The sequence below is a fragment of the Mucilaginibacter sp. A5337 genome, assembly GCF_059690695.1.
Window position 1 is genome coordinate 672,222 of the sequence record NZ_JCAWEC010000002.1, and the last position, 22,043, is coordinate 694,264.

A 22,043-nucleotide genomic window follows, 5' to 3' on the forward strand; every position below is an offset into this window, starting at 1 on the left:
CAACCGGTATTTCCGGCTGCAACCTGCAATAACGTTTACTATATCACTTAAAAAAACTATACATTGTTAAACTAACTCACCCTCGCTTTGCTTAATTTTTGCAAAAGCCTGTTCAAAATCGGCTTTAATATCATCAATATGTTCAATACCAACAGCCACACGTAATGAAGCAGGTGTAACACCGGCAGCTAATTGTTCTTCGTCAGATAATTGCTGATGCGTGGTTGCCGATGGTTGGATGATGAGTGTTTTTGCATCGCCAACATTGGCCAAATGACTTACCAGTTTAAGGTTATTGATCAACCGGCTGGCCTGCTCTTTATTACCCTTGATCTCGAACGACAATACACCGCCAAAACCGTTCTTTAAATATTTTTTAGCCAGGTCATGGTATGGCGATGATTCCAGTCCCGGATAATTTACGCTTGCCACCTGCGGGTGCTGCTCCAACCATTTAGCTAATTGCAGGGCATTGTCAACATGGCGCTGTACACGTAATGAAAGTGTTTCCAGTCCCTGTATATTCAACCATGAATTAAATGGAGCTTGTGACGGGCCGAAATCCCTCAAGCCCTCAACACGTGCACGAATAATAAACTGGATATTACCAAACGGCCCACCGATGCCAAAAACATCGTTAAAGATCAGGCCATGATAACCTTCAGACGGTTCGGTAAATTGAGGGAATTTGCCATTGCCCCAATTGTAATTGCCGGCATCAATAATAACGCCGCCAATACTTGTACCATGCCCGCCAATCCATTTAGTGGTTGACTCAACAACCACGTTGGCACCATGCTCAATAGGGCGGAAGAGGTAACCACCCGCACCAAAAGTATTATCAACAATCAGCGGCAGATCATGTTTTTTGGCAACTTCGCTAACCTTTTCAAAATCAGCAATGGTAAAACCCGGGTTGCCGATGGTTTCCAGGAAAATAGCTTTTGTTTTATCGTCAATAAGCGCCTCGATATTAGCTGCTGTATCGTCTTTAGCAAAACGCACATCAATACCCAAACGTTTAAATGCTACTTTAAACTGGTTATAAGTACCGCCGTACAGGAAAGGGGAGGTAACAAAGTTATCACCCACCTGCAATATATTATTCAGGGCAAGGAATTGCGAGGCCTGGCCTGATCCTGTAGCCAGCGCAGCCACACCGCCCTCTAAAGCCGCGATGCGTTTCTCAAACACATCGGTTGTAGGGTTCATGATGCGGGTATAGATGTTACCAAACTCCTTTAATGCAAATAAGTTTGCGCCATGCTCGGCACTGTTAAATACGTAAGAAGTGGTTTGGTAAATGGGCACTGCGCGTGAACCTGTTGTTGGATCAACTTCCTGACCGGCATGTAATTGTAAGGTTTCGAATTTTAAGGCAGACATAGTTGTAAATTTTTAAATGTGTTTAATTTAGATTTTTAATGTTAAGATGGATTTAGTATGCCGGTTAAGATAACCGGTTAACCACACACGCGTTTTTCAGAGAGATGAAAAAGAGCGTGTTAAGCATCAACAGCAGCAACACATACAAATACAGCCAATAGGGGAGCCAATATATTGTACGTTACCGTTTGCGGTGTAAAAAGTGTTGCGTTGCGTAAATTTAATTAAACTTTTCATGGTTATAAATTTATATTCCCCGGTGTTATTTGCCGGGACAGGAATTGGCACCTTCTTCAACATTGAAGGGTTGCCAGCGGGTCATTGAGCCTGATCTCTCGCCGCTTCTTTATAAATCAAAACCCGAACTACGTGCGGAGTATTGATCGACCTTGGTATTGCTACCAAATAATGTTGCGAATATAAGGGATTATGGGATAATGCACCAAATTTTATTTTCGAAAGCTGCATTTATTAATACAAATGAAAACTTTATACCTTAGCAGATATTTTTTATGCCTATCCCTTATGCAGGAAACTATGCTTCGAAAATCATTTATAATCGTTCTGTTTTTATCTATTTTTTATACAGAGGGTTTTGCGCAAATAGATAATTCTACTCTTTCGAAAAAAGTAATTGTAAATAATATCTGTTTGTGTCAAACTACAATTGCTGATTTAAAAAAGTCAGATTCGGACTTGAAAGACACGGTGCTTGAAGAAATGGATTTGAACGCCGTTTGTGTCGGAAATGATCCGAGATATATCGCAGGTAGCGGATATTCAACGTCAAAATATCCTGGAATGATATTCCAGCAAGATCAAAAAAATGACCTTATCAGCAAAATCAGGCTGACTAAAGCATTTGCTGGAAAACTACCTGACGGAAAGGAAATTGATCTTAGTAAGTTATTACTTAAGGACTTGTTTAAACTATATCCTGCATTTAAGGAGCAATGGTACACGAGAGGCTGTTCTGATTATTGGAATTTCTCTAACGACACTATTTCTTTTTATGTTAAGATAGATTCGGCCAAAAAATCAGTATTCCCGATAGATGAAGCGTATTATATGGATAAGCCTGTGGAAGCAGCTGATTTAATATTGTCTTGTCACGGGGCAGTAAAGGAAGATACTCAACAGTATGTTACAGGTGAGACTGAAAACAACGAACCTGTATATTTTATTGACAGTGTGCGCGTAACCGGGGAAGGCCTAAACAAGTTAAATAGTAATGATGTAGCCACGGTTTCTGTTTACAGGGGTGCAAACGCAATAATAAAATATGGCCGCGAAGCGAAATATGGACTAATTTATATAGAAACTAAAAAATTTGATATTCACCGGTTTCAAAACTATTTTAAATCGAAATCTGCTGATTACACCAGGCTAATTTCCACACCAGCAAACGCCCCCAAGATCCAATACATTCTTAATAAAAAGGTACTGACCAATAATTACGAAGGTAATTTAGCTGGGATAAATGATAAAATATTCAAGGGGCTCATAATTATAAACAAGCGTCAGCTTATGAAACAATATGGGGTCACGAATAAAGATTATGGTGTAATAATTACTGCCGATATACCGGTTAATTCATTTAATAAAGACAAGGAAAAGGAACAAGAAAAAAACAAGCACTAAGCCAAAGCCTGTTCCATATCGGCAATTAAATCATCAATATGCTCCAGTCCAACCGAAACCCTCAACAGGTTACGAGGCGTTTTAGTATCCGGACCTTCAACCGTGGCACGGTGTTCTATTAAGCTTTCAACACCTCCAAGGCTGGTTGCTTTGATAAACAGTTTAAGCTTGTTGATGATATTATGCGTATCGTTCTCATCGCCTTTAACAATAAAGGATAACATGCCGCCAAACGCCAGCATCTGATCTTTAGCGATATCATGCTGCGGGTGCGATGGCAAACCTGGATACATTACCTGTTCAACATTAGGATGCTGTTCAAGGTATTCTGCCAATAGTTGTGCATTTTGTACGTGGCCTTTTACGCGGTATGGCAAGGTTTTTATACTACGTACCAAATAATAACAATCCATAGGCGAGGGGATAGCGCCGCCCATTTCCTGCACCTGGCGGATTTTTGTCCACCAATCATTCTTTTCAGAAGTGATCAAAACACCGCCCATCAGGTCGCTATGCCCGCCGAAATATTTGGTGGCCGAGTGCATCACCATATCTGCCCCTAACTCAAGCGGCCGTTGGCAAATAGGAGTGGCAAAAGTATTATCGCATAAAACTTTAATGCCTTTTGCTTTGGCAATTGCCATTACCTTTTTAATATCGGTTATTTTAAGCAAAGGGTTTGAAGGTGTTTCTATCCAGATCAAACCTGTTTCGGGCTTAATATGCTGTTGTAAAACTTCTTTGTCGTTTACATCAATAAAATCAAAGGTAAGGATGCCGTTGAACAGGGTTTTAAGCTGGTTACGCAAGCCATGATACATATCATCAGGAGCAATAATATGTGTACCTGGTTCAAGCGATTGAAATACCGACATACCTGCAGCGTTGCCCGATGAAAAAGAAGCCGCTTCATCACCGCCTTCCAGCTTAGCCAGCACATGCTCCAACGCATGGCGGTTAGGGTTTGATGAGCGACTGTAAATATACCCCGCCGGAAAGCCACCATCTTCACCACGCTCAAACGTGGTTGACATAATAATGGGTTGTATAACGGCCCTTGTTGCTTCATCAATATGATTGCCGGCATGTATGGCTATAGTTTCAGTTTTCATTGGCATTTGTGCTTATCGCTCAAAGTAAAAAAGAATATTTGTTATTAACTGTAGCGTTTTTTTCTTTTTATCCGAATAGGCTGTAAAACCTATCCAAATGAAAAGAGCCTGCATTCTTGTCCTGCTTATGATTGGCAGCTTAATTGCCTGTAAAAAAGATGCCAATGAAACCGCTTATGATAAAAGTTATAAGGCATGGCAAAGCTTTAAGATTGAAAGCAAAAACTCATATACTTATACTGTTAACGCCGGTTCGGTTTTTGGCTATGGATCCGAAACAAAAATTACTGTGCAAAACGGCGTGGTGGTAGGGCGAGATTTTCTATCATATACTTTAGAGCAAAATCCCAACAGCGCTCCCACTAAAAAAATAAGGGAACAGTGGCATGAAGATAAAACATCATTGGGGCAACATAATTCGGGTGCCGCATTACTTACGCTTGACCAGGTTTATCAAAAAGCCAAAACCGAATGGCTTGCCGTCGATAGGAAAAAGAACACCATTTACTTTGAAACCAACAATAATGGTTTGATATCAGGCGCCAGTTATGTACCCAATGGTTGCCAGGACGATTGCTCAATAGGGATCTCCATCAGTGAGATCAAGGCTCTGTAACCTTAATGTAATTTACCGGATAATTTGGCCAATATATGTCATAACGCATATTACTTTTATGCTTTTTTGTACATTTGGCCAAATTTATAATGATGCAAAATTCAGATAATTTACAGGTATTGCTCCAGGATCCGAATTTATCTGCTGACTTAAAGCACATTGCCCAAAAGGTACTAAATAAACAACGCATCACTTTTGATGAAGGCGTTTTGCTTTATGAGCAGGGCGAGCTTGGATATCTTGGCACTTTAGCCAACTACATCCGCGAGGAGCGCCACGGCGATAAAACTTATTTCAACCGTAATTTTCATATTGAGCCTACCAATCTTTGCGTTTACGACTGCAAATTTTGTTCGTACTCACGCCTGCTGAAACAAAAATCAGAAGGGTGGGAGTATACCATGGATGAGATGTTCAACATGGTTACCAAATATGATGGCGAACCGGTTACAGAGGTTCACATTGTTGGTGGTGTATTACCGCAATATGATGTGCCTTTTTACCAGGAACTTTTTGCCCGCATCCGTGCCCACCGCCCGGAATTGCATATTAAAGCCCTTACCCCGGTTGAATATCACTACATCTTTAAAAAAGCCAAAATTGACTACGCCACAGGCATGCGCCTCATGCAGGAAGCAGGTCTGGATTCTATCCCTGGTGGTGGTGCTGAAATTTTTGATCCGGAAATCAGGGATCAGATCTCGAAAGATAAATGTACTGCCGATCAGTGGCTGGCTATTCATGAAGAGTGGCATAAGCTTGGCGGTCGTTCAAATGCTACCATGCTTTACGGCCATATTGAGGAATATAAGCACCGTGTTGATCACATGGAGCGCCTGCGCCGGTTGCAGGATAAAACAGGCGGTTTCCAAACATTCATTCCGCTTAAGTTCCGCAATAAAGATAACCAGATGTCGCATGTGCCCGAGGTTTCCGTGATTGAAGATTTACGAAATTACGCCGTGGCCCGTATCTACCTGGATAACTTTGATCATATCAAAGCTTACTGGGCTATGATTAGCCGTAATACCGCACAGCTTTCGCTTAACTTTGGCGTTGACGACATTGATGGCACGCTTGATGATACCACCAAGATCTACTCAATGGCCGGTGCCGAAGAGCAGCATCCGGGCATGAGCACCAAACAAGTGGTTGAGTTAATTAAACATGTAGGCCGGCAACCCATCGAACGCGATACTCTATATAATGTGGTCACGGATTATACCAACTTTGTGTTTGGTGACGAACCTAAGCCCCAGTATTATAAGTTACCGGTAATTAATTAAGTTTTTAAGCTAAAAGCTGAAAGCTTAAAGCAAAAATAAAATGATTCAAAAAGCAAGAAAGCTTTCGGCCTTCGGCTTTAGCTTTCAGCTCAAAAAAATGGTACAAAAAACCTTATACATAGTACGCCACGGCCAAACCGAGTATAATAAACTTGGTATTATACAGGGCCGTGGGGTTGATACCGATTTAAATGCCGAAGGGCGCAAACAGGCCTGCCAGTTTTTTGAGGCTTACAAAACCGTTCCGTTCGATAAAATTTACATATCGGCATTAAAGCGTACGCAACAAAGTATTCAGCCTTTTATTGACCTCGGCATTCCTTATGAAAAACTTTCGGGTTTGGATGAGCTGGCCTGGGGCATTCATGAAGGCCAGGCACCAACTACGGATAATAAGGCAGCCTTCCTGCAGATCATGCGTGATTGGCTGGACGGAAAACTCGACAGCAAATTTGAAGGAGGAGAAAGTCCGCTTGAGGTTGAAGTACGTCAGCGCGAGGCCATGAAGGTGATTATGAGCCATCCCGAAGAAAAAACTGTACTTATATGTATGCATGGCCGTGCTTTACGCTTGTTGCTTTGTATCCTCACCGGCAAGCCATTATCCGAAATGGATACCTTCCCGCACCAAAACCTGGTATTATATAAAGTAACCTACAACGGTGAAATATTTGAGATTACCGACTTTAATAATGCCGAACATCTAAAACATTCCGAAGAAAAGTAATAGCGCATTTGTGAACAAGATCAGAATATCAGCAGTAAGCTACACTAACACCAAACCCTTTTTATACGGCATTCAACATACCGACATCATAAATAAAATAGACCTGAGCCTCGACATCCCGTCAGATTGTGCCCAAAAGCTCATTGACGATGTGGTTGATATCGGCCTTATCCCTGTTGCAGCAGCTTTGAGCCTGCCACAATGGGAAATTGTTTCTGATTATTGCATTGGCGCGGTCGGCGCAGTTAATTCTGTCTTTATTTTTAGCAATTGCGATATTAAGGATGTAACCACTATTCAGCTTGATCCGCAGTCGCGCTCATCAAATAACCTTGCCCGTGTTTTGCTTAAAAACCATTGGCAGGTAAATCCGGAGCAGGTTACCAATGCACCGGATTATGCTCAATCAACAGATGCACACACTGCCTTTGTGCAAATAGGCGACCGTACCTTTGGAAAAAAACATCAATATAAATATGTTTATGACCTTGCCGAAGAGTGGCAAAAGATGACAGGCCTGCCTTTTACCTTTGCGGCCTGGATAGCCAATAAACCTATTCCGCAGCATTTTATGGACGAGTTTAATGCGTCATTAAAATACGGCCTCGACCACCGGGAAGACCTGTTCAAGGAACTACCAATGCGTGAAGACTTTGACCTTGTTGATTATTTGATGGTTAAAATAGATTACGAGCTTACTGTGGATAAGAAGAAAGCCTTGTATATGTTTCATGATTATATAAAGGCGTTGTAATCTGAACCATGATTTATGGGATTAAAGGATCCCCGGATTTATAAAGCAGAAATCTTAATCCTGTAATCCAGTAAATCTACCCAAATCCCGGTTCAGAAAAAACAATTACGCTCTCAATTCAATTGCTTATCTTAAACACAAAAATGTTTATCTATGAGCAATACCCCCCAACTATTAAAAGGACAAGCAGCTTTAATAACCGGTGCCGATAGTGGCATTGGCAAAGGCGTTGCATTAGCCATGGCCGAAGCAGGCGCAAAATTGCTGATCAACTACGCGCATAACAAGGCCGCGGCCGATGATGTAGTTAGCCAGATCAAATCTTCCGGTGGCGAAGCATTTGCATTTCAGGCCGATGTGAGCCACGAAGATGAAGTAAAGGCCATGTTTGCCGAAATATTTAAGCAATACGGTACCGTGGATATTCTGGTGAATAACGCCGGGTTGCAGAAAGATTCCAAATTTGTTGATATGACAATTGACGACTGGAACAAAGTGATCAGTATTAACCTTACCGGTCAGTTTTTGTGCGCCCGGGAAGCTGCTAAAGAATTTATTAAAAGAGGTGTTGTTGAAGACAAAAGCAAGGCGGCCGGTAAAATCATTTGCATGAGCAGCGTACATGAAGTTATCCCATGGGCAGGCCATGTAAACTATGCTGCCAGCAAAGGCGGTATCATGATGTTCATGAAAAGCATAGCGCAGGAGCTCGCCCCGCATAAGATCAGGGTAAACGGTATAGGACCGGGCGCTATACAAACACCTATTAATAAGGACGCCTGGGATACGCCAGAAGCCCTGGATAAATTGCTGACACTCATTCCTTATAACCGGATAGGACAACCGGCGGATATCGGAAAACTGGCCGTTTGGCTGGCTTCTGATGAGTCGGATTACATTACAGGGGTAACAATTTTTGCAGATGGGGGCATGACTTTATACCCGGGCTTTGCAGATAATGGCTAAATGACATTTTTATGACAACATAAATCGGTTTAGCATTATAAAAACGCCATTAATTGGCGTTTTTTCTTTTAGATATTGTAAAATATACACTAAGGTCATTGATAAAATTTAAATTTTGAGGCTATAAAAGGCTATAATTATTAAATATTCATAAAAGTTTCAGAAAATTTTAAATATTGATAAGTACACTGTATTTTTGTTGCAGGATTTAAAATTTAAACGAACATGAAAAAGATATTTTTAACAATAGCAACCGCAGCATTATTTACCGTTAACGCTTTCGCCGATGGTGGCAAAAAATCTGACGGTGGTACCAACGTTTCTTACATTGCTTTACACGGCTTTACTGCTGATTTTGCTGAAGCTACCAATGTTAACTGGACTGTAACTAAAAACGTTCAAAAAGCTACTTTCACTGTTGATGGTGTTCAAAAAACTGCTTTCTACAACCTGCAAGGTGAATTTTTAGGTACAACTCAACGTGTTGACAACAAAGCTATCCCCGCAAAAGCTCTTCAACAAATTAACAGCGATTACAAAGGTTACGAAGTAGGCGAAGTTATCGTTTACCAGGCTAACACTTCAATCAATGACGCTATCGAGCCAACTTCATACTTTGTTGACTTGAAAAACGACAAACACGAAGTTTTAGTAAGGATCACTCAACAAGCTAACATTGAGTTTTTCCAACAAGTAAAATAATTCCGAAAAATTATAACAATTGAAAGCCGTCCTGATATTTAGGGCGGCTTTTTTTATGGTTAAAAATCACGTTTTTATGTCATAAAACGCCATTTTATAAAACAAAACCGCTGTTTTCGCCTTTTAAATATTAATTAATATTTAGTTAGTATGTCGAAAACAATAATTGTATCAAACCGCTTACCTGTTAAAATTTCCAAAACTGATGGTGCTTACCATTCATCACCAAGCGAGGGAGGATTAGCTACCGGTTTAGGTTCAATATATAAACAGGGCGATAATGTATGGATAGGATGGCCTGGAATAGAAATAGCCGAACAAGAGGATAAAGAGCAGGTTACCAAAGAATTAAAGGAATTAAGCCTGATCCCCGTTTTTTTAGATCAGGAAGAGATCAATCAATATTACGAAGGTTTTAGTAACGAGGTTTTATGGCCCGTTTTTCATTACTATGCTTCAACGTACGCGGCATACAAGCAATCAAACTGGGATTATTATAAGGCAGTAAATAAAAAATTCAGGGATATGATCCTGAGCATTGCCGAACCCGGCGATGTGATCTGGATTCATGATTACCAGTTATTATTACTGCCGGCATTGGTTAGGCAGGAGTTACCCGATGTTTCTATAGGTTTTTTCCTGCATATCCCATTCCCTTCAAATGAAATGTTCAGGTTGATTCCCTGGCGGTCAGAACTTTTGGAGGGTATGCTCGGTGCCGATTTGATTGGTTTACATACTTTTGATGATGTGCGGCATTTTTTAGGCGCGGCTACGCGCTTGCTCCCGGTATCATCAAGTGCCAATATCATCAGTAATGGTGAACGCTCTGTAGTTATTGAGTCATTTCCGATGGGGATTGATGAAAAAAGATATTCGTCGTTACCACTGCAAGATGAAGTGAAGGAGCAGATTGGCTTAATAAAAGAGAATTTCCAAAATAAAAAGCTAATCCTTTCTATCGACAGGCTTGATTATAGCAAAGGGATCCTGCAAAGGCTCGAAGCGTTTGAACTTCTGCTTGAGCAATGTCCGGAATGTATCGAGCATATCACGCTTTACATGATCGTAGTTCCGTCCCGGGATACCGTACCACAATATGCTCACCTTCGCGATGAAATAGATAAAAAAGTAGGCAAGATCAACGCTTTATATCGCACTATGGACTGGAGCCCGATCCATTATTATTATCGGTCTTTCCCAATCGAAACACTTTCGGCGCTGTATTATTCGGCCGATGTTTGTTTAGTTACCCCCATGCGCGATGGCATGAACCTGGTGAGCAAAGAGTATGTAGCCAGCAGGATAAATAACGATGGAGTGCTGATTATGAGTGAGATGGCAGGATCATCTAAAGAGCTTATAGATGCCATAATTGTTAACCCCAACAACACGGGCGAAGTGTGTCGGGCTATTCTGCAAGCCATCAACATGCCGCTTGAAGAGCAACGCCGGCGCATGATCCCGATGAGGCAGCTGGTTGCAAAATTCAATACATCGCACTGGGTTAAAATTTTTATGGACAGGCTGAAAGAGGTAAAACTCATGCAGCGCTCCATGCAGGCCAGGCACGTAAGCAACACAACTGAGCAAAGCATTATTAACCGTTACATTAAAACTAAAAAGCGTATCATCTTTTTAGATTATGACGGCACGCTGGTAAATTTCAAGTCGAATATCGATCAGGCCAGTCCGGATAAAGATCTATATAGTATCATTAATAAACTTGCAGAAGACCCTGCAAATCAATTGGTTTTAATAAGCGGCAGAAAGCATGAGAACCTTGATGAGTGGTTTGCGGGCAATGATATTTATCTTATAGCCGAACATGGATCGTGGTTTAAACAACAGGGGACTTCCTGGCATAAAATAGGAGGGTTAAGCGATCAGTGGAAGCATGATATATACCCTATACTGGAAACCTACGTCGATCGTACACCGGGTTCATTTATTGAAGAGAAAACATACTCATTAGTTTGGCATTACCGCAAAGCACAGGCAGGGCTTGGTGAACTAAGGGCTAATGAGTTGATGAACAACTTGAAATACCTCGCAAGCGATAAAGGGTTGCAGTTGTTGGCAGGAGATAAGGTTCTGGAAGTGAAGAATATGGATATCAATAAAGGTAAGGCAGCTTTAACACTCACCGAAGGTAAGGATTATGATTTTGTAATAGCTTTTGGCGATGATTATACCGACGAAGATATTTTTAAAGCCCTGCCCGAAAGCGCCATAACCATCAAAGTAGGCAGCAATCTTTCGGCAGCGAAATTTTATTTGCGGAATCCGGGAGAAGTGAGAAAGCTGCTTACCAGTTTTGCGAAGTATACGCCGGTAGAGGAAACGGCAGACAAGTAAGTGGTGGGTTTTAGTGGCGGTAATTTTAAAAATTTATTAGTGCCTGCGGTTTAGCCGCGGGCATTTTTTATATTCGGTTCATTATACGTAACTTGCTATGAAGAAAATTAGCCTGCTTGCTTTTGCCTTGATGCTTTGCTGCCATATCATTTATGCGCAAACCCCAAACTATAAAATTTATGCTGTAAAATTCGCCGAATCCGGATATCCATTTAAAGTGGGCGATTGGGCATTGAATGGCGCCAAAAACGAACCTGTTAAAATTGATTTTATGGTATGGCTCATTAAAGGTAGCAACGGGAAAAACATTTTGGTTGACGCTGGTTTTTTGGGCGATATTGAAGATGCTAAGGAATTTAAACTAAAAACTTATCAGCGTCCCGATTCAGCACTTTTAAAGTTGGGTGTTAAGGCCGGCGATATAACCGATATTATTGTAAGCCACCCGCATTGGGACCATATCGATGGTTTAAGCCTTTTCCCGAAAGCAAAAGTTTGGATGCAAAAGCTGGATTATGGTTTTTTTGTAGGATCGGCCTGGCAAAAGCCTGGTGAGGCTGGCGGCTACGCAAAACGGGATGTTGTTAATATGGTAAATTTAAATTTGGCTGGCCGGCTTAAATTGGTTGATGGTGATGACAAAGAGATCATTAAAGGCATAAAAGTTTATACCGGTTCAAAGCATACCTATAATTCGCAATATGTGTTGGTGCAAGCAGGAAAAAACAGGGTGGTAGTAGCGTCGGATAACATTTGGATCTATTATAGCCTTCAGCATTTGGTGCCGCCTTCACAAGGTGGAACGCTTGATCCGGCAGGTTATGTAAAGGCTATGAAACGAATGAAAATGCTTGCCAGTAATGTTAAATTTATAATCCCGGGGCATGATGGAAAACAGCTTGAGATCTTTCCTAAGGTTGCGGCTGGTGTGGTGGAGATAAGGTAAATATTAAACATTTATTTGACCGCGATTGCTTACAGTGTAAGTGAATAATGCAGTTTTGTATTCTAAAACCCTATCACATGATATTCTTTTTTGGCTCCGCATTTTACGGTAAAGTTGGTACCTACAACGATCAATGGATTGAAAGCAAGTTTTTTCACTTTATGTTTATCCCGCTTTTCCCTGTAAGTTCAATATATGTCACCCGGTCTGATTTCAGGAGCAGAAGCGGATTAGATATCGGCACAAACAGTAAAAGCATACGTGCAGCTTATGCACGGTTATTTACTGCCGCTATCGCGGTAATAACATTTTATTTAGGATTTCTGCCTGATATTTTTGATACAAACTTTAAGCTATTAATGTTAACTATATCGGTTATAGCGGCAGTTTTGTGGGTTTATTTCTGCTTTTTTTATGGCAAGGCAAAAAAAAGTGAATATGCCATGCGCGATAAAGTAGGTAGTATTACCGGTTTTTATGCGCTGCCGCATATGTTTGACCATGCCTATCTGTTTACGAAGTTCGAAGACTTTGAAAAAAAATATCGGATACTATATCCCGGAGGCAATTGGAAAACTGATTTAATGATGGACGGGGGTGATCCCGAAAGGTATAAGATTTTTTACGCATTAGCATTGTTTAATTTTATGGTTCATGATGAGCCTGAAAATGACACACTTTACGCTAAAGCTGATGCCCTGTACGAGATATAATGATAACACCAACAACGGAGCGGCAAAAAAACAAAGCCCGATTGGTTTAAAAGATCAATCGGGCTTTTCTGTGTAGAAAAAACGGCTTTAATAAATAAAATGCGAAAATGGACGGGCAGGGGACGATCCGTGAGGACACGGATCGGGAGATATTGTTGTTGTCCCCCGTGCCCGTGTCCTTACGGGCACTTACAAAAATATCGGCCTGTCCAATTTCATAGCTATCCGGTAGGCCGCATTCATTAAACCTACGTGGCTGTAAGCCTGGGGGAAATTGCCCCATTGGCTGCCATCTTCCTCATCAACATCCTCGCTAAACAGCAACAGGTGATTAGAATATTGCAGCAGGTTGCCAAACTCCCGCTGGGCATCATCCAGCCGGCCAACAGTTGCCAGGGCCTCTACGTACCAGAATGCACAGATCAGGAAAGTGGTTTTAGGTTTGCCAAAATCATCAGCATATAAATACCTGTAAAATAATCCATTAGGTGTCTTAAGCTCTTTTTCCAGTGCAGCTAAATGGTCTTTTGCTTTTTGTGAGCTTGGATCAAGGTAGTTCATCATGATAAGCTGTAAAGTACTGGCATCAAGGTTACTGCTCCCGGCAGAATTGGTGTAAACCTTGCGCACCGGGTCATAGCAGCTTTCAATATGTGCTGCTGCGCGCTCTTTAAGGGCTATGGCCCTATCAATTAATTCCTGATTTTGAATGGTGCGTGCCATTTTTTCAGCAGCAGATGCGCCTGCCCACTGAAACAGGTTGCTGTAACAATGGATATTAGCCATATTCCTGAATTCCCAGATCCCGGCGTCTTTTTCGTCGATGGTATGCTCTATCTTATTTAACAAAAACTCTACCCAGCGAACGGAGTCTTTTCGCTCTGAAAACACAAATCGATGATCTGTATACAATGGCAGCAGAGAAATAAGCACCTGGCCGTAAATATCATTCTGAATATGTTCAGATGCCTGGTTACCGATGCGCACAGGCTGATTGCCCATATAGCCCACCAAATCGGTCAAGATATTTTCAACAAGGTCCTTTTTACCGGTGATGCTATACAGTGGCTGGTACCGTTCCATTTCGGAGAAGGTGATATCGGTAACATAGCTGAAATACTTTTCCATCTCTTCAAAATGGCCGATGTGGTTAAGCGCAGTTATTACATAGTAGGTATCGCGCAGCCAGCAATACCTATAATCCCAGTTACGGCCGCTTCCCGGCGACTCGGGCAAACTTGTGGTACTTGCAGCTATAATGGCGCCCGTGTCTTCAAACTGGTGTATTTTAAGGGCCAGGGCCGAACGGATAACAAAAGGCTGAAAATAAGTTGCAATTGATGAGTGTTTGATCCAGGTACGCCAGTATTGCACTGTTTCGGCCAAAAAACGATCGGCGGTGCTGATGAGCGGGGCCTCAAGCGGCTCACCGTAGGTCATGGCCAGGTACTTGGTTTCGTTAAGCACAAATGCCTGCTCATCAAAAATATAACTTATAGGGATATTGGTTGTAAGGCGGATGTTTTCTTCGCCCCCCTGGTATTGGATGTGGTTACTGCCGCGGTTTACGCTCAACTTAATAGTGCCATATTCAGATACGGGCGCGCATTTAACAATGATCCTTGGCGAGCCTTCAATAGCCTCAATCTTCCTGATCAGCATCAATGGTTTGTAGTAACGCTGATGCTGGTAGAAACGTGGCGCAAAATCAGTTATCCGGTATTTGCCACCGCTTGCCGGGCTTATTTCTGTAATTAAAATATTGGTGTTTTCCAGGTAATGTTGTTGGGAAGTATAATCACCCTCCGGGCGGATGGAGAACTCACCTCCTTTATCTTTATCAAGTAAACCGCCAAAAATAAAGGTGCTGTCAAAACATGGCCAGCAAAGCCAGTCGACATTGGTATTTTTATTAATATGGGCTAAAAAGGCGCAATTGCCAATTATCCCGGTATCATAGGTGTGTTTGCTCATGGATAGCTGTTATTTGTTTCAAACTTCAACAACACAGCCTTTGTAATGTTGGCGTAAATAATATGATTATTTAAAGTTTGTTTGCATTTGTTTAACAATGTATAGTAACTTAGTAGTATTAATTTAAAACAAAATTCTATCAATTATGAGTTTAAGACTGGGCGATAAAGCGCCAAATTTCAAAGCAAAAACATCAGAAGGCGAAATTGACTTTTACGAATATTTAGGCGATAGCTGGGGTGTATTATTCTCACATCCTGGCGATTATACACCTGTATGTACTACTGAACTTGGCAAAACTGCCGCTTTAAAAGACGAATTCACCAAACGTAATGTTAAAGTATTGGCACTTAGCGTTGACTCGGTAGAATCGCACCATGGCTGGATCCAGGATATTAACGAGACACAGGGCGTTGAGGTTAACTTCCCGATCATTGCCGATGAAGACCGCAAAATTTCTGAAGCTTATGATATGATCCACCCAAATGCATCGGTAAATGCAACTGTGCGTTCCTTATTCATTATAGGCCCTGATAAGGCGGTAAAGCTGATCATCACTTACCCAGCATCAACCGGCCGTAATTTCCAGGAGATTTTAAGGGTGATTGATTCACTGCAGCTAACCGCTAATTACAGCGTAGCTACGCCGGCCGACTGGAAAGAAGGGGAAGACGTAGTTGTAGTACCTGCAATCAAGACTGAAGATATCCCTGCCAAATTTCCAAAGGGTTTTACTGCGGTTAAGCCTTATTTGCGCCTGACACCGCAACCAAATAAATAATTTTATTTGGTTTATTTAATAATTTTATATATTTGAGGGAAGCGGGATATCTATTCCTTCTGAACATATAAACCTATTTTATTTTTCAGTTTGGTTTTAGTTGATCTTAACACGAATTTTTTATTACGATTATTATAATTATGAAAACTGGAAAAGTAAAATGGTTTAACACGCAGAAAGGTTATGGCTTTATTATTACCGAAGAAGGTAAAGATCTTTTTGTACACTTTAAAGACGTTCAGGGCGGTGTAAATGCTATAAAAGACAACGACAGCGTAACGTACGATGTTGAAGAAGGAAGAAAAGGATTACAGGCAGTTAACGTGAAAAAGGTATAAAAATATATAAAGTTATTGAACAACATTTACTCACAGAACCTCTGACTCAACAGGGGTTTTTTTTGTGTTCATTTTTTTGCTTTTATCTGCGTAAATGCCCTACATTAGCCAACCAATTTTTATAGTTTATGACCGACGCTGCTAATGCCAAAGTTACAAGGAATGCCGTTTTTTTAGTACTTGTTGCTTCTCTGGGCTATTTTGTTGATATATATGACCTTCTGGTCTTTTCGATAGTACGGATCCCCAGCCTTAAAGATATTGGTTTAAATGCGCAGGAAATAACTGACAAAGGCCAATTCATTATCAGCATCCAGATGTTTGGATTATTGCTTGGCGGTATCATATGGGGTATTGTTGGCGATAAGCTGGGGCGTATTAAAGTGCTTTTTGGTTCGATATTACTTTACTCTGTGGCCAACTTTGCCAACGGCCTTGTGCATGATGTAAATACCTACGCAATTGTACGATTCATTGCCGGTCTTGGCCTGGCAGGTGAGCTTGGTGCAGGCATTACTTTGGTTAGCGAAACATTGAGCAAGGAAAACCGTGGTTACGGAACCATGATGGTGGCTGTTATTGGCTTGTTTGGAGCTACTGCTGCTTATGCAGTAGCTAAATTTGGATGGCGTAATGCTTATTTTGTAGGTGGTGGTTTAGGAATTTTATTGCTGCTGCTTCGTGTTGGTACCTTTGAATCGGGTATGTTCAAAAATGTCGAGAACAGCGATGTATCCAAAGGCAACATGCTCATGTTGTTTACTAATTGGGAACGATTAAAAAAATACCTTTTCTGTATCCTGATAGGCGCACCATTATGGTATGTGGTAGGTGTATTGATCAGTTTTTCGGATAAGTTTGGCGCTGCCTTAGGGGCCAAAACACTGATTAAGCCCGGCGACGGTATTTTTTACAGTTATATAGGGATCGCAATTGGAGATATTGTGGCGGGCTTGCTTGCCCAGGTTACCAAATCGCGGAAATTAACCATGGCTGTATTTCTAATACTTTCATTAGTAAGTGTGCATTTTTATCTAGGCAGCTACGGCATTACCCCCGAAAAATTTGCTGTATTAAGCTTTTTTATGGGCTGTACAGTAGGTTATTGGGCAACATTTGTTACCATTGCCTCCGAGCAGTTTGGCACCAATATCCGCTCAACAGTTACCACTACAGTGCCAAACTTTGTACGCGGCTCATTGATCCCTATAACTGTAGCATTTAATGCTTTCAACGCAAAATATGGATATATCAAATCGGGATATATCATGATGGGCATACTTACCGCGGTAGCGCTATTATCCTTAAGCCAGCTAAAGGAAACTTTTGGCAAGGATTTGAATTATGTCGAAATAAGTTAAAATCGGCCGGGTGTTCAATTTTCAAAAAACGGGTGTTCAAAAAGCTTCTGCTTAGTCTAAAATTAAAAATACAGGCATTGATTATCAGTTACTTATGTTTTTGATAGCAAAATAATGAACATGTAAATCATTGATTATCAATTAATTTTATTTTAGCAAGTGTTCACGCCTGAAAAAATTGAACACTTTCCATTATCACGTGTTTGATATAGGTAGCCACAGGACTACACGTTGAAAAAGGTCATCTGCGGCAATTCCTAAAATTCATTACTTTTACGGCCTATGATCAGCAAAGAACAAATAGCCGAAGATTATAAGCAGATACAGGATGAGATCTGTGCCGCACTTGAGCAATTAGATGGCGCAGCAAAATTTGAGGAGGAGCTTTGGGAGCGCGAGGGTGGAGGTGGAGGCCGTACCCGGGTTATCCAAAACGGAAACATCCTTGAAAAAGGCGGAGTTAACTTTTCGGCGGTTCACGGTCATTTGCCCGATACCATGAAGCGGGCTTTGCAGGTTGAGCAGGATGATTTTTTTGCCACCGGTGTATCTATTGTGATCCATCCCAATCATCCGTTGGTGCCAATCATCCACATGAATATCCGTTACTTTGAAATGCCCACTACTATGGGCGATAGTCAAAAGCCTGTTCGTTGGTTTGGCGGAGGCATTGATTTAACCCCTCACTATGTAATTGAAGATGATGCCCGGTTTTTTCATAGTGGCTTGAAAGCTGCGTGCGATCAATACTATGCCGATTTTTATCCCCGCTTCAAAAAATGGGCCGACGATTACTTCTTCATCAAACACCGTAACGAAACCCGTGGTATAGGCGGCATATTTTATGACAGGCTCACTGCCAACGATGACTTGAGTTGGGAGGATATCTTTGAGTTTTCAAAAACGGTTGGCCGTTCTTTTGCACCAATATACTCCGAACTGGTGAGCCGTAACCGGGATAAATCATTTACCGAAGCGCAGCAGCTTTTTCAATACCAGCGTCGCAGCCGTTATGCCGAATTTAACCTGGTTTATGATGCCGGCACCAAATTCGGGCTGGAAACCAACGGCAGGATTGAGTCGATACTGATGAGCTTGCCGCCTACAGCCAAATGGGTTTATGACTATCATCCGGTAACCGGCAGCGAAGAGGAAAAAACACTATCTTTACTAAAAAAAGGTATTAACTGGGCTTAATCAAAATTTAGTCCGGTACAAACATCATCTATGCAAAAGCTTTTTTTACCTCTGGCAGTGATACTGCTGTTATGCTCTTTTAATTCCGCTGATAGTCCGCTGAAAGGCAGCTGGGAATATCGCGGAGGGATAATTAATGGTAAACTTGATGCTGCTCCCACAGCTTATAAATTACAAAGGGATTATGACAATGAGCACTATAAAGCCAAAGTGATTGAGGAGGGGGAGAAGACCCAGATATATGAAAAGGGCGATTATCAGTTGAAAGACGATACGTGCTTTGAAACCCAAACATACTGCATGCAGGAGTCAAAGCTGCTTAACAAAACCATAAAATACAACTACACAATCAGTAACGATACACTTAAACTGCTTTCCGTTTTACCCAACGGCAACAAGGTTGAAGATTACTGGGTGAAACTTAAATAAACCCTGATTAACGTAACAAAATTGTTGGTTCTGCAGCAATAAGCAGCATGGTTTATTGTTACTAAATTGGTGCAATCCCAAGTATTTTTTTAACTTCGCAGGTCGTTGAAAAATCAATTTTAACACGCAATTATAAGAGAAGGTTCTACAAATAATAAAAAATGGCTGAAGGAACAGAAAACGATAATTCACACGCAGAAGACAGGATAATTTCGATAAATATTGATGAGGAAATGCGATCGGCGTACATTGATTATTCAATGTCGGTGATTGTTTCCAGGGCGCTGCCCGATGTCCGCGATGGACTGAAACCCGTACACAGGCGCGTACTTTACGGTATGCTCGACCTTGGTTTAACAAATAACAAGCCCTACAAAAAGTCTGCCCGTATTGTGGGTGAGGTAATGGGTAAATATCACCCGCATGGTGATAAATCGGTGTATGACACCATGGTACGTATGGCCCAGGAGTGGAGTTTGCGCTACTTGCTGGTTGAAGGCCAGGGTAACTACGGTTCTGTTGATGGCGACGAACCGGCGGCGATGCGTTATACGGAAGCGCGCTTGCAAAAGCTTGCCGAAGAGATGCTTGCCGATATCAATAAAGATACCATTGATTTCCAATTAAACTTTGACGACTCGCTGCAGGAGCCAACAGTATTGCCATCTAAATTCCCCAACCTACTGGTTAACGGAGCTTCGGGTATTGCAGTAGGTATGGCTACCAATATGGCGCCGCACAACCTTTCGGAAGTTATTGATGCTACCATGGCATTGATTGATAACCGCCAGATTGAGGTTGCCGAGTTAATGAAATATGTAAAAGGCCCCGATTTCCCTACAGGGGGCATCATTTACGGTTACGATGGCCCGCGCGAAGCGCTGGAAACCGGTCGTGGCAGGGTTGTGATCCGCGCCCGTGCCGAAATCGAAACCTATAACGGCGAACGTGAACGCATCGTTGTAAGCGAAATACCTTACCAGGTAAACAAAGCTTTAATGATTGAGCGTACCGCCGAACTGGTCAATGAAAAGAAACTGGAAGGTATATCGGCTATTCGTGACGAATCGAGCCGTGAAGGGATCCGTATAGTTTACGAAATAAAACGCGATGCCAATGCAGCTATCGTATTAAACAACCTGTTTAAATATACTGCACTTCAAACATCTTTCAGTGTAAACAACATTGCCCTGGTTAACGGCAGGCCAATGCTGCTTAACCTGAAGGACCTGATCCATCATTTTGTTGAGCACCGTCATGAGGTTGTGGTTCGCCGTACTAAATTTGAGCTTAATGAAGCTGAAAAACGCGCGCACATCCTTGAAGGTTTATTGATTGCTTTAGATCATCTTGATGAGGTTATCCGTTTGATCCGCGCTTCGCAAACACCTGACGAAGCAAGGGAAGGCTTGATGACCAGTTTTGGTTTGACTGATATCCAGGCACGCGCTATCCTTGATATGACCTTAAGGAGGTTAACAGGACTTGAACGTGATAAGATTAAAGATGAATATGCTGCCTTAATGAAACTCATCGAACATTTAAAGAACATCCTGAGCGACGAAGGCTTAAGGATGCAGATCATTAAGGATGAGTTACTGGAAGTTAAGGAGAAATACGGTGATGAGCGCCGTACAGAGATGGTTCACTCATCTGCAGAAATGCAAACTGAAGACTTTATCGAGGATGAGGATGTAGTAATTACAATTTCGCGCGAAGGTTATATTAAACGTACCCCACTTACCGAATACCGCAGGCAGAGCAGGGGAGGTAAAGGTGCTATAGGCAGCAACAGCCGTGATGAGGATTTCATTGAACACCTGCTTATTGCCTCGAACCACAATTACATGCTGTTCTTTACCGAATCAGGGCAGTGCTTCTGGCTCAGGGTATTTGAGATACCGGAAGGTACCCGTACATCGAAAGGACGTGCAATTCAGAATATCATCAATATTCCTAAGGAAGAAAATATCAAGGCGTATATCAAGCTGATCTCGCTTAAAGATCAAAATTACCTTGAAAACAATTTCATCATCATGTGTACCAAAAAAGGTACCATCAAGAAAACTTCGCTTGAGGCTTACTCACGTCCGCGCTCAAACGGTATCAATGCCATCAATATCAATGAAGGCGATTCATTACTTGAAGCAAGCTTAACTAGCGGCAGCAGCGAGATTGTTATGGCGCTTAAATCTGGCCGTGCTATCCGTTTCAATGAGTCAACCGTAAGACCTATGGGACGTACCGCTACTGGTGTTCGCGGTATTACGCTTGATGACGAAAATGATGAGGTAGTTGGCATGATTGCTATTGATGACGCAGAAACAACCGTATTGGTAGTATCAGAAAAGGGATACGGTAAACGTACCGATATTGAAGATTACCGTGTTACAAACCGCGGTGGCAAAGGTGTAAAAACACTTAATATTACTGAAAAAACCGGAAACCTTGTAGCCATAAAAGGTGTTACAGATAAAGAAGACCTGATGATCATTAATAAATCAGGTATTATTATCCGTATAGCTGTAAGCGAATTAAGGGTAATGGGTCGTGCCACACAAGGTGTAAGGCTGATTACACTTAAAAATAACGACGAAATAGCTTCAGTAGCCAAAATTGAGCATGACGAGGATGAAGAAGTAAAAGACGGCGACGAAAATGCTGAAGGCTCTGATAATATTGCTGCTGAAAACACAGGCAATGGTGATACGGCCGAGAATGGTGCCGAACCATCAACTGACGATACAACAGAATAA

General features: G+C 41.7%; 19 protein-coding genes and 1 riboswitch. Of the genes, 16 read left to right on the forward strand and 3 right to left on the reverse strand.

The window, feature by feature from the left end:
• Positions 1 to 66 precede the first annotated feature (66 nt).
• Positions 67 to 1,386: an O-acetylhomoserine aminocarboxypropyltransferase/cysteine synthase family protein gene (locus AC59JO_RS07645; protein WP_413668105.1), complete on the reverse strand. Its 1,320-nt coding sequence runs from the start codon at positions 1,384 to 1,386 to the stop codon at positions 67 to 69.
• 244 nt (positions 1,387 to 1,630) lie between these two features.
• Positions 1,631 to 1,741, reverse strand: a riboswitch (SAM riboswitch).
• A 125-nt stretch (positions 1,742 to 1,866) separates the two neighbouring features.
• Between AC59JO_RS07645 and AC59JO_RS07650 the strand changes: the two genes are divergently transcribed.
• Positions 1,867 to 3,027, forward strand: coding sequence for a hypothetical protein (locus AC59JO_RS07650; protein WP_497304491.1), 1,161 nt, complete (start codon positions 1,867 to 1,869; stop codon positions 3,025 to 3,027).
• On the opposite strand, the gene AC59JO_RS07655 is transcribed toward AC59JO_RS07650, so the two are convergent.
• The gene (locus AC59JO_RS07655; protein ID WP_497304493.1) at positions 3,024 to 4,139 is read right to left on the reverse strand and encodes a trans-sulfuration enzyme family protein; all 1,116 of its coding nucleotides are present in this window, start codon (positions 4,137 to 4,139) and stop codon (positions 3,024 to 3,026) included. The two genes, AC59JO_RS07650 and AC59JO_RS07655, sit on opposite strands and share 4 nt — an antisense overlap.
• A 97-nt stretch (positions 4,140 to 4,236) precedes the next feature.
• On the opposite strand from AC59JO_RS07655, the gene AC59JO_RS07660 reads away from it, so the two are divergent.
• From AC59JO_RS07660 to AC59JO_RS07700, 9 genes are all read left to right on the forward strand, one after another.
• The gene (locus AC59JO_RS07660; RefSeq protein ID WP_497304495.1) at positions 4,237 to 4,755 is read left to right on the forward strand and encodes a hypothetical protein; all 519 of its coding nucleotides are present in this window, start codon (positions 4,237 to 4,239) and stop codon (positions 4,753 to 4,755) included.
• A gap of 92 nt (positions 4,756 to 4,847) precedes the next feature.
• Positions 4,848 to 6,041, forward strand: coding sequence for an aminofutalosine synthase MqnE (gene mqnE, locus AC59JO_RS07665; protein ID WP_413671164.1), 1,194 nt, complete (start codon positions 4,848 to 4,850; stop codon positions 6,039 to 6,041).
• Between the two features lie 40 nt (positions 6,042 to 6,081).
• Positions 6,082 to 6,768 (forward strand): histidine phosphatase family protein, encoded by a 687-nt coding sequence (locus AC59JO_RS07670; protein WP_497304497.1) that lies wholly within the window; start codon positions 6,082 to 6,084, stop codon positions 6,766 to 6,768.
• Between the two features lie 10 nt (positions 6,769 to 6,778).
• Positions 6,779 to 7,522: a menaquinone biosynthetic enzyme MqnA/MqnD family protein gene (locus AC59JO_RS07675; protein ID WP_497304499.1), complete on the forward strand. Its 744-nt coding sequence runs from the start codon at positions 6,779 to 6,781 to the stop codon at positions 7,520 to 7,522.
• Positions 7,523 to 7,675: 153 nt separating this feature from the next.
• Positions 7,676 to 8,488, forward strand: a complete 813-nt coding sequence (locus AC59JO_RS07680; RefSeq protein WP_413668111.1) for an SDR family oxidoreductase — start codon at positions 7,676 to 7,678, stop codon at positions 8,486 to 8,488.
• A 225-nt stretch (positions 8,489 to 8,713) separates the two neighbouring features.
• Entirely contained in the window at positions 8,714 to 9,190 is a 477-nt protein-coding gene (locus AC59JO_RS07685) for a hypothetical protein (protein WP_176624633.1), read from the forward strand.
• A gap of 150 nt (positions 9,191 to 9,340) precedes the next feature.
• Positions 9,341 to 11,548: a bifunctional alpha,alpha-trehalose-phosphate synthase (UDP-forming)/trehalose-phosphatase gene (locus AC59JO_RS07690; RefSeq protein ID WP_497304502.1), complete on the forward strand. Its 2,208-nt coding sequence runs from the start codon at positions 9,341 to 9,343 to the stop codon at positions 11,546 to 11,548.
• Positions 11,549 to 11,645: 97 nt separating this feature from the next.
• On the forward strand, positions 11,646 to 12,494 hold the full coding sequence (locus tag AC59JO_RS07695; RefSeq protein WP_497304504.1) for an N-acyl homoserine lactonase family protein: 849 nt from the start codon (positions 11,646 to 11,648) through the stop codon (positions 12,492 to 12,494).
• Between the two features lie 77 nt (positions 12,495 to 12,571).
• On the forward strand, positions 12,572 to 13,207 hold the full coding sequence (locus AC59JO_RS07700) for a hypothetical protein (protein ID WP_413668114.1): 636 nt from the start codon (positions 12,572 to 12,574) through the stop codon (positions 13,205 to 13,207).
• Positions 13,208 to 13,396: 189 nt separating this feature from the next.
• On the opposite strand, the gene AC59JO_RS07705 is transcribed toward AC59JO_RS07700, so the two are convergent.
• Entirely contained in the window at positions 13,397 to 15,181 is a 1,785-nt protein-coding gene (locus tag AC59JO_RS07705; RefSeq protein WP_497304507.1) for a glycoside hydrolase family 15 protein, read from the reverse strand.
• A gap of 145 nt (positions 15,182 to 15,326) precedes the next feature.
• Here AC59JO_RS07705 and AC59JO_RS07710 point away from each other — a divergent pair, with 145 nt between their 5' ends.
• The 6 genes from AC59JO_RS07710 to gyrA all read left to right on the forward strand — a co-directional run bounded on the left by AC59JO_RS07710 (position 15,327) and on the right by gyrA (position 22,043).
• On the forward strand, positions 15,327 to 15,962 hold the full coding sequence (locus AC59JO_RS07710) for a peroxiredoxin (RefSeq protein WP_091207009.1): 636 nt from the start codon (positions 15,327 to 15,329) through the stop codon (positions 15,960 to 15,962).
• Positions 15,963 to 16,102: 140 nt separating this feature from the next.
• Positions 16,103 to 16,300 (forward strand): cold-shock protein, encoded by a 198-nt coding sequence (locus tag AC59JO_RS07715; protein ID WP_091207011.1) that lies wholly within the window; start codon positions 16,103 to 16,105, stop codon positions 16,298 to 16,300.
• 128 nt (positions 16,301 to 16,428) lie between these two features.
• The gene (locus tag AC59JO_RS07720; protein WP_413668116.1) at positions 16,429 to 17,661 is read left to right on the forward strand and encodes an MFS transporter; all 1,233 of its coding nucleotides are present in this window, start codon (positions 16,429 to 16,431) and stop codon (positions 17,659 to 17,661) included.
• A gap of 282 nt (positions 17,662 to 17,943) precedes the next feature.
• Positions 17,944 to 18,858 carry an oxygen-dependent coproporphyrinogen oxidase gene (gene hemF / locus AC59JO_RS07725; protein WP_413668117.1) on the forward strand — a complete coding sequence of 305 codons (915 nt, stop codon included), beginning with the start codon at positions 17,944 to 17,946 and terminating at the stop codon, positions 18,856 to 18,858.
• 30 nt (positions 18,859 to 18,888) lie between these two features.
• Positions 18,889 to 19,287, forward strand: coding sequence for a hypothetical protein (locus AC59JO_RS07730; RefSeq protein WP_497304510.1), 399 nt, complete (start codon positions 18,889 to 18,891; stop codon positions 19,285 to 19,287).
• 161 nt (positions 19,288 to 19,448) lie between these two features.
• Entirely contained in the window at positions 19,449 to 22,043 is a 2,595-nt protein-coding gene (gene gyrA, locus AC59JO_RS07735; protein ID WP_413668119.1) for a DNA gyrase subunit A, read from the forward strand.